Source organism: Zarconia navalis LEGE 11467 (assembly GCF_015207075.1).
Classification (GTDB): domain Bacteria; phylum Cyanobacteriota; class Cyanobacteriia; order Cyanobacteriales; family Geitlerinemataceae; genus Zarconia; species Zarconia navalis.
The window spans coordinates 1-7,503 of the sequence record NZ_JADEXN010000246.1 but is presented as its reverse complement, the minus strand read 5'-3'; the positions used below and the strand labels follow the sequence as shown (position 1 = coordinate 7,503).

Below are 7,503 nucleotides of genomic sequence, written 5' to 3'. Positions count from 1 at the left end.
GGAAACAGGAAACAGGAGTGAGAATTGATGCTTTCAATCTGAACATCGATCGCAATTTTCAGTTTTGCGCCTATGTCTAACCGACTCGGAGAAATCGAGAATTGATGAAAAGCGAAAAAGAAAAGATGCTCGCTGGTGAATTATACGACCCCCTCGACCCCCAACTGAGTAACGAACGCCAGCGCGCGCGGCTATTATTGAAACGAATTAACGAAACGCGCGATGACGAACCCGAAGAGCGAAATCGCCTCCTCAAAGAATTAATTCCCGCCATGGGACCAGAGGCTTGGATCGAACCTCCGTTCTACTGCGACTACGGCAGCAACATCGTCCTCGGCGACAAGTTTTTCTGCAATTTCAACTGCGTAATTCTCGATGTCGCACCGGTAACCATCGGATCGGGGGTATTGCTCGGTCCCGCCGTCCAGATTTACGCCGCCACCCACCCCTTAAAAGCTTCCGTGCGCCGTTCGGGTTTGGAACTCGGCAAGTCGATCGAGATTGGCGATGATGTTTGGATCGGTGGCGGTGCGATCGTTTGTCCGGGAGTCCGGATTGGCGCGCGATCGGTTATTGGTGCGGGTAGCGTGGTGACGAAGGATATTCCCGAGGGAGTTGTGGCGGTGGGGAACCCCTGTCGCGTTCTGCGCGAAGTGGAGGAATAGCTGGTGAGATCCCCTCCTGGTTATTCCGGCAGGTTATCGGGATCGATCCCTTGCGATCGCAAATACTCGGCTAAACGTTCTGCCCGTTGTCGTTCGGATTCTGCTCGCTGTCGTTCCACTTGAGCCTGTTGTTTTTGAACCCTCAACTGCTCTCGCATCTGGTGCATCGCCGTCTCTGGCAGAGGATAGACATTGTGCCCTTCGTCGTACCAAGCGAGGACTTCTTGCTCGATTCCTCCGACAATTTGCTGCGATCGCCCCATTCCCAGACCCACTTCCGGCATCCAATAGGGTTCGCCAATCTGCTGCTGGTATTGCCCATCGGTGAGCTTGTAGATTTCAAAGGGTTGTTGCCTGTCGCGCCGCCAAAACTCGGGGTTATAGATAATGTAGTACAAAACCCCCAACCCGGTATAAATCGCCATCTTCTCCTCGTACTCCCCACCGGGTTGGTGCGATACCATCTCCAACGCCAAAATCGGCACGATCTCGTTTTCTTCCCAGACGGCATAGCTGCGGCGAGATTTACCCCCTTTTTTGCGTTCGACTCCCAAACTCAAAAACCCATCGGGAACCACCGGGACTTTGGGACTCACGCCGGTGGTGTGATACACGGCCATATCGACCCCAAAATACCAATCCATCCGTTCTGCCCAAATACTGGCCAGGACGAACAGCAACAAATTGGGCAGTAAATTCTGGTCTTCGTTATCCACCGGGGTATCGTCGGAACAGGGTAAGTCTTCGGTTGATGGTAGTTCCATTGTTCTAGGGCGATTGTCGTGACTCCCGAAGGCTTTGGGTTGGTTTTATTATAGAGATTTGGGAGCGGGGGCGATCGATTCGTAGTCTCTTTATTTCATACTGCAGAAATTATTCGAATAAATACTAATTCTGCTTCGCTAATTTTAATTATTTGATACATAAATATTCGTTCACATTTAAGCTTTAAAATAAAAGTAATGTCAAGCAAAATTAAAGTAACAGGATTGATTCAGTGCCAAAGATGCTATCATCAAATTCGGATGGAAATCGTTGCTGAATACTCAAAAACTAACCCGCAATATGAAAGTGGTGTTACCTGGGATGAAAGCGATAATTATGAATTACTACTTTGTCCTGTTTGTTCAAGTGTTGCCTTGCGTAGCTACTACTGGCGTGACTATATGGAACCAGAAAATGTAAAATTTCACTATCTTTATCCTGTCGAACAGGAGAAGCCATTGGGTTTGCCACCCGAAATACAAAAAGCTTATGACGCTGCTATTAAAGTTAAATATATAGATGTTAATGCTTATGCTGTTCTTGTTGGACGAGTTTTAGAAATGATATGTAAGGATAGAAATGCAAGCGGTAGTACCTTAAATAATAAACTAAAAAACTTGTCGGCAAAAGGAGAAATACCTAACAAGTTAGTAAAGGTTTCTGAAAATATTAGACATTTGAGAAATATTGGTGCACATGCTAGTTTAGGAGAATTAACAGAATCAGAAGAACCTCTACTCAGTTCATTATTACGTGCTATTTTAGAATACGTTTATAGCGCCCCCTATCTAGCTCAAGAAGCTGAAGAGAAGCTGAGAATATTGAAAGACTCTAATCAGTAGTTCCCTCTGAAAAAGCTAAAAATCAGACAAAATTAGATGAGAAAAATGAGCACATTTCTTATCGATCGAGTCGCCGAGCAATTAAAATCTATGCCCCAGCCCTTGCAATGGCAGGTTCTTAAGTTTGTACAGACATTAATTTCTTCCCAAATTCAAGGTGTTCCCGGTCAACAACTCTTACAATTTGCTGGTGCCATTCCAACCGATGACCTGCAATTGATGGAAGAGGCCATTGAGGAAGGATGCGATCGGGTTGACCTAAATGAATGGTAGATATTTGCTAGATACCAATATCATCATTGCTTTGTTTGCTAGTGACACATCAGTACGGGTAGATATTTGCGGCTCTTGTGAAGGAACAATCGGTATAACGCATGCGCTGCACTAAGTTAGTATCGATATATTTACAATCGACAGGTACTTATGCTTAGAGATGCTCTAAAACAAGAAATCGATCGACTTAGCGAAAGTCAACTCAAGAGAATTGCCGAGTTTATTACTTTGGTTAAACACCAAACCCAACAGGTCGCGATCGATGTGCCGTTTTGGAAAAGTGCAACTCCTGCAGAACGATCGCAGGATTTTCGAGCGTGGGTTGAGCGACTGCCAAAAACCGGATCGAGCCTCTCGGACGAAGCTTTCGATCGGGGTAGCATTTACGAGTAATGACTAAGTATTTGCTCGACACCAATGTGGCTCTGCGTTTTTGTAACCCCTCGGATCCCCAGTACGGATTAGTCACGCAGGCAGTTACGAATTTACTCGCACAAGCCGATGAGTGTTACTTGAGCGCGCAAGTTTTGATTGAGTTTTGGGTCGTTGCTACGCGCCCGATTGATGTTAATGGTTTGGGTTGGTCGATCGAACAGACACGGAATACTATCGATGGTCTACTTGACCGTTTCCCCCTTGTCGAGGAAACGTTGGAAATATTTCCAAGCTGGTTAAATTTAGTAACTGAAAATCAAATAAAGGGTAAACGGACTCATGATGTTCGTATCATTGCCATTATGCTGACCTCGGATATCAGTCACGTTTTAACCCTCAATCCCAATGATTTCTCGGGTATACCTGGTATTACAGTCGTACATCCCCGTGAAATTGTTGAATCTGCTCGTAATTCATAAATGTTGTCTAACGTTATGTTGGTACAAATCAGTGAAACGGAGTGAATGGGCGATCTCGCAACATCTGACCAGTGGTGTCAACTTAAACAATTTAGTCACGTGTCAAGGTTCAACGAGATCGCACGCATACGTCAGGTTTTGACCCAGTTCCAAACGCTTTTATCTGACACTCTCTTGTGCGTGGGTTTGGGGGGAGACCCCCCAAGGGCCGGGTTTTTCGACGAATCGAGCGTCATTGACAAACAAACAGCTATCTTAAGTTGACACCACTGACATCTGACTGACGATCGCTCTATCCAGAAAATTGTAGGATTTATCGCCATACTTCACCCATACAGCGATCTCCCCATGAGAAGCTCTTCCAAGAACCGATCGTGCCTTAGCCTCACCAATGCGGCGTAGACATGAAGATTCTGTTCAACTCTAAGTGAATCAAGCTCGATCGCCTTTGGTAGACTCAAAGCATCGATCGCAACCCAGATCGCCCATGACCCTTGCAACCGACCGATCCCTAGAACAGAAGCCCCTGGGCTTTGACGAGTTTCTTACCCGTTATGGTGGCGATAAGCGCTACGAACTGATTGATGGAGAGGTGTTCGACTTGGAACCCACGGGTAAACATGAGGAAGTAGCTGCCTTCATCACCACAAAAGCCTGCGTCCAAATCGATCGATCGGGTTTACCTTGGTTTGTCCTTCAGCGGGGACTCTTTCGCCCCTCTAACCCTGGCATGACTGCATTTCGTCCTGATGTCGCAGTCATAGATCGCACAGAACTTGCCAAAGAACCCCTCTGGTACGACCAGTCAATTCTAACGCTGGGCAGTTCGATTAAATTTGTCGCAGAAGTCGTGAGTGGCAATTGGCAAAATGATTACGCCCGTAAACTCGAAGACTACGCAGCTTTAGGCATTCGGGAATATTGGATTGCAGACTACGCAGGATTGGGCGGTATTCGGTACATTGGCAAGCCCAAACAACCCACCCTTTCTATCTGTACCCTCGTCGATGGAGAGTATGAAATTCAGTTACTTAGAGGCGATCGAGAGATCGTCTCTGCCACGTTCCCCGATTTGAACCTGACGGCAGATCGGGTGTTGAACGCGGGTGGGTAACATCGCAACGACTCTCCCGATCGCGCGTCGCCCCGTGAGAAACTATTCAAAGAACCGATCGCATGGGGGAAGTATGACTCAGGAATTACAAGAAGTGCAAACTACAGCCGGGGCGAGTTTCGGCGAGGTCTTCGATGCCAGCGTCCCCGTCAGTTTTGGCAACGATGCGATCGCCCTGAAAGCAGCAAAAGATGGCGCGGCACTCTACGATCGCAGCCATTGGGGCAAAATCTGCCTTTGGGGGGACGATCGCACCCGATTCCTCCACAACCAAAGCACCAACGATTTCAACAGCCTCAAACCCGGACAAACCTGCGAAACCGTCTTTCTCACCAGTACGGCGCGAACCCTGGATTTAGCCACAGCATACATCCTCGACGATGCCATCTGGTTACTCGTTTCCCCCAACCGCACGCAAAAACTAATCGAATGGTTCGATCGCTATTTGTTCCCCATGGATAAGGTGGATGTGGAAGAGATCGCCGAAACTACCAACACTTTCAGTCTCATCGGCGAAAAAAGCCACACTATACTCGCAAACCTAGGCATTACCCTCGAACTTGAAGAAAACACCCACCAACTCGTCCAACTCGCAGATGTAGAGGTTCGCCTCGCCACCGGTAACGGATTGGCAACGGCTGGCTACACCCTATTTTGCCCAGCCGAAGATGCCGCCAAAGTCTGGCAGCAAATTGCTGATGCCGGGGCGGTTCCCCTAGGAGAAACAGCTTGGGAACAACTGCGCATCGGGCAAGGACGACCTCTACCCGATGCAGAACTCACCGAGGATTATAACCCCCTCGAAGCGGGACTATGGCAGACGATTTCCTTCGAGAAAGGCTGCTATATCGGTCAAGAAACCATCGCCCGCCTCAATACCTATCAAGGGGTGAAAACGCAACTGTGGGGCATCCGGTTAGCAGCCCCCGAAAAACCTGGTGCGATCGTTCTTGTGGGAGAAGAGAAAGTCGGTCAACTCACCAGTGTAGTAGAAACCGACGATGGGGCGATCGGTTTAGCCTATATTCGAACCAAGGCAGGCGGTGCGGGATTAGAAGTAAAAGTGGAAGAAACGGTAGGAAAAGTGGTGGATGTGCCATTTTTGACCCGAGGATACCTCGATTGAGGCTAAACCATCCAGAATTTGCCTTACTTTGGTTCATAACGAGCAATTTTACCGTTGACAAATTGCTAGAAATAGCTCGTGGTGACAAAAAAACTTTGTCGTGTTAGCAAAGGTTATAATACAAACAGTAGTGTATTTGTCAAACACTTGTTATCTTTTTTAATATAATCGAGTGGTTTGACAAGATTTGGCAACGATCGCTTGTTCAATTGGGTGGCAATCGAGGGTGCAATATCTTGCGATGTAACAATCGAGACCCCCAAAACCAAGCGGCGATCGTGTTCTGGCCTAGCCCGGTTCTCGACTGGGAGATCCAAGCCGTCAACCGAGCTATATCCCCCCTATTGTTTGGAGGAATCCAACCCATGAATCAACCGCAACTTTCTTTAGAACAACAATTCAACTTGCGCTCTTTCGAGACACAGGTTGAGAAAATGAGTCGGGAACAGGCTCAAGAATGCTTAATGAAGCTCTACGAGCAAATGATAGTGCGCGAAGCAACCTATCAGAACTTGCTCAAGCATCAGTGGGGACTCGAACCCCCCGCTGCATAGTTCGGTGTAATGCCCGAACTTTCTCCCCTGTCGCAGTCGGCGACCTCCCTTCTCTAGCTCAGTTCCCATGGGGAAAAGGTCTGGGGATGCTGGGGCGTCAGCTCTTTAAGTCATAAGTATATGTAGGATGTGTTGAACGGCAACACGATCTTGGCTTTCAATTCAATACAAAAATCCGTCGTAACGCCAGTAATAAGTTGACGGGGTTCTGCTGTTTTCGAGATGCTAAATACAGTAGAAAATCAAGTCAAGTCTGGCACGGACAAGCTTCTCACTTAAAAAATATTAGTCACCTTCAGACGCTCTTCTTGGGTGCGAAGCATTCGGTTCAAACAAGAGATTGAGCCGAGAAAAAAGGGTCCGAATGCTTCGCTCCTAGCTCGAGTCCTTACAACGGACGATAAACGCGATAGTTAATATTCGGGAAAATATTATCGATTTCCTCGACCTTTTCGAGCCAACCGGAGTCTACCTTCCGCTGCTTGATTTCCTCATACAGCTTGTTAAAGCGCATTAAGTGCGATCGCGTCCGGCGCACCGCATAGGGAACCATCGTCCCCGTGCGCATAATAAACGCCCAATCCGACGATTGCGCCAGCAGCAGTTCCCGTGCCGCCTGGTTGAGCGCCCGCCATTGCAGCTCATCTTCAGGCTCCAAATGGGCTAACTCGATCGTCCGTTCCGCGGCCTTATGTAAGTGGGGATAAATCCAAGTATTGGTTTCGTTGAGCCAATATTCGTGAAACCCCTTGTATCCCCAACTCGATTGCGAGGGCCGACAAACCTGCTGGGTAGGATTCCCTCGCAAGTAATCGGCCAAATGGGTCATTTCATATTTATTTTGGTCGTACCAAGACTTGCGGAACAGGTAATCCAAAAACCACGGGCCCTCGTACCACCAATGCCCGAACAACTCCGCATCGTAAGGCGAGACGATAATCGGCTTGCGATCCATAATGCCGTAGAGGTGTTCGGCCTGTTGTCCCCGATTGAACATGAAGTTCCCCGCGTGTTCGGCAGTCTTCTCTTTTGCCCAATAGGGATCGTAGAGTTCCTTATCCCCCAAGCCCAAACCACGTCCGGTAATTTTGTGGTACTTAATGCCCACATTTTTCCGCTGACCGTTGGGCATGATGTACGGCTTAATATAATCGTATTCAGCTTCCCAGCCCAAATCCTTGTAGAATTCCCGATATTCCGCCGCACCGGGATATCCCACTTCCGACGACCAAACCTGTTGAGAGGATTCGTGATCTCGGGCAAATACCGCCGCGCCCGACTCCGTATAGATGGGGGCATAGGTTCCGAAG

At 48.1% G+C, this 7,503-nt stretch carries 10 protein-coding genes; 8 read left to right on the top strand and 2 right to left on the bottom strand.

Translation table 11 applies throughout. From position 1 onward, the window contains the following. Positions 1-104: 104 nt before the first annotated feature. Positions 105-665: a sugar O-acetyltransferase gene (locus tag IQ235_RS13560; protein ID WP_264321988.1), complete on the top strand. Its 561-nt coding sequence runs from the start codon at positions 105-107 to the stop codon at positions 663-665. Positions 666-685: 20 nt separating this feature from the next. Here the strand turns inward: IQ235_RS13560 and IQ235_RS13555 are convergent, their stop codons facing one another. Next, positions 686-1,429, bottom strand: a complete 744-nt coding sequence (locus IQ235_RS13555) for a Uma2 family endonuclease (protein ID WP_264321987.1) — start codon at positions 1,427-1,429, stop codon at positions 686-688. Positions 1,430-1,627: 198 nt separating this feature from the next. Between IQ235_RS13555 and IQ235_RS13550 the strand changes: the two genes are divergently transcribed. From IQ235_RS13550 to IQ235_RS13520, 7 genes are all read left to right on the top strand, one after another. Further along, on the top strand, positions 1,628-2,272 hold the full coding sequence (locus IQ235_RS13550) for a DUF4145 domain-containing protein (RefSeq protein ID WP_264321986.1): 645 nt from the start codon (positions 1,628-1,630) through the stop codon (positions 2,270-2,272). A gap of 45 nt (positions 2,273-2,317) precedes the next feature. Continuing rightward, the gene (locus IQ235_RS13545; RefSeq protein ID WP_264321985.1) at positions 2,318-2,545 is read left to right on the top strand and encodes a hypothetical protein; all 228 of its coding nucleotides are present in this window, start codon (positions 2,318-2,320) and stop codon (positions 2,543-2,545) included. Positions 2,546-2,695: 150 nt separating this feature from the next. Continuing rightward, positions 2,696-2,938: a hypothetical protein gene (locus tag IQ235_RS13540; RefSeq protein WP_264321984.1), complete on the top strand. Its 243-nt coding sequence runs from the start codon at positions 2,696-2,698 to the stop codon at positions 2,936-2,938. After that, entirely contained in the window at positions 2,938-3,399 is a 462-nt protein-coding gene (locus tag IQ235_RS13535; protein ID WP_264321983.1) for a type II toxin-antitoxin system VapC family toxin, read from the top strand. Before IQ235_RS13540 ends, IQ235_RS13535 begins: the two co-directional genes overlap by 1 nt. 487 nt (positions 3,400-3,886) lie before the next feature. Continuing rightward, the gene (locus IQ235_RS13530) at positions 3,887-4,513 is read left to right on the top strand and encodes a Uma2 family endonuclease (RefSeq protein ID WP_264321982.1); all 627 of its coding nucleotides are present in this window, start codon (positions 3,887-3,889) and stop codon (positions 4,511-4,513) included. A 73-nt stretch (positions 4,514-4,586) separates the two neighbouring features. Further along, a complete protein-coding gene (gene ygfZ / locus IQ235_RS13525) occupies positions 4,587-5,639 on the top strand; it encodes a CAF17-like 4Fe-4S cluster assembly/insertion protein YgfZ (protein WP_264321981.1) in 1,053 nt (350 codons plus the stop codon). Positions 5,640-6,004: 365 nt separating this feature from the next. Next, positions 6,005-6,193 carry an NblA/ycf18 family protein gene (locus IQ235_RS13520; protein ID WP_264321980.1) on the top strand — a complete coding sequence of 63 codons (189 nt, stop codon included), beginning with the start codon at positions 6,005-6,007 and terminating at the stop codon, positions 6,191-6,193. 388 nt (positions 6,194-6,581) lie between these two features. Here the strand turns inward: IQ235_RS13520 and IQ235_RS13515 are convergent. Next, positions 6,582-7,503: 1,4-alpha-glucan branching protein domain-containing protein (locus IQ235_RS13515; RefSeq protein WP_264321979.1), on the bottom strand; the 922-nt coding region annotated here is incomplete at its 5' end.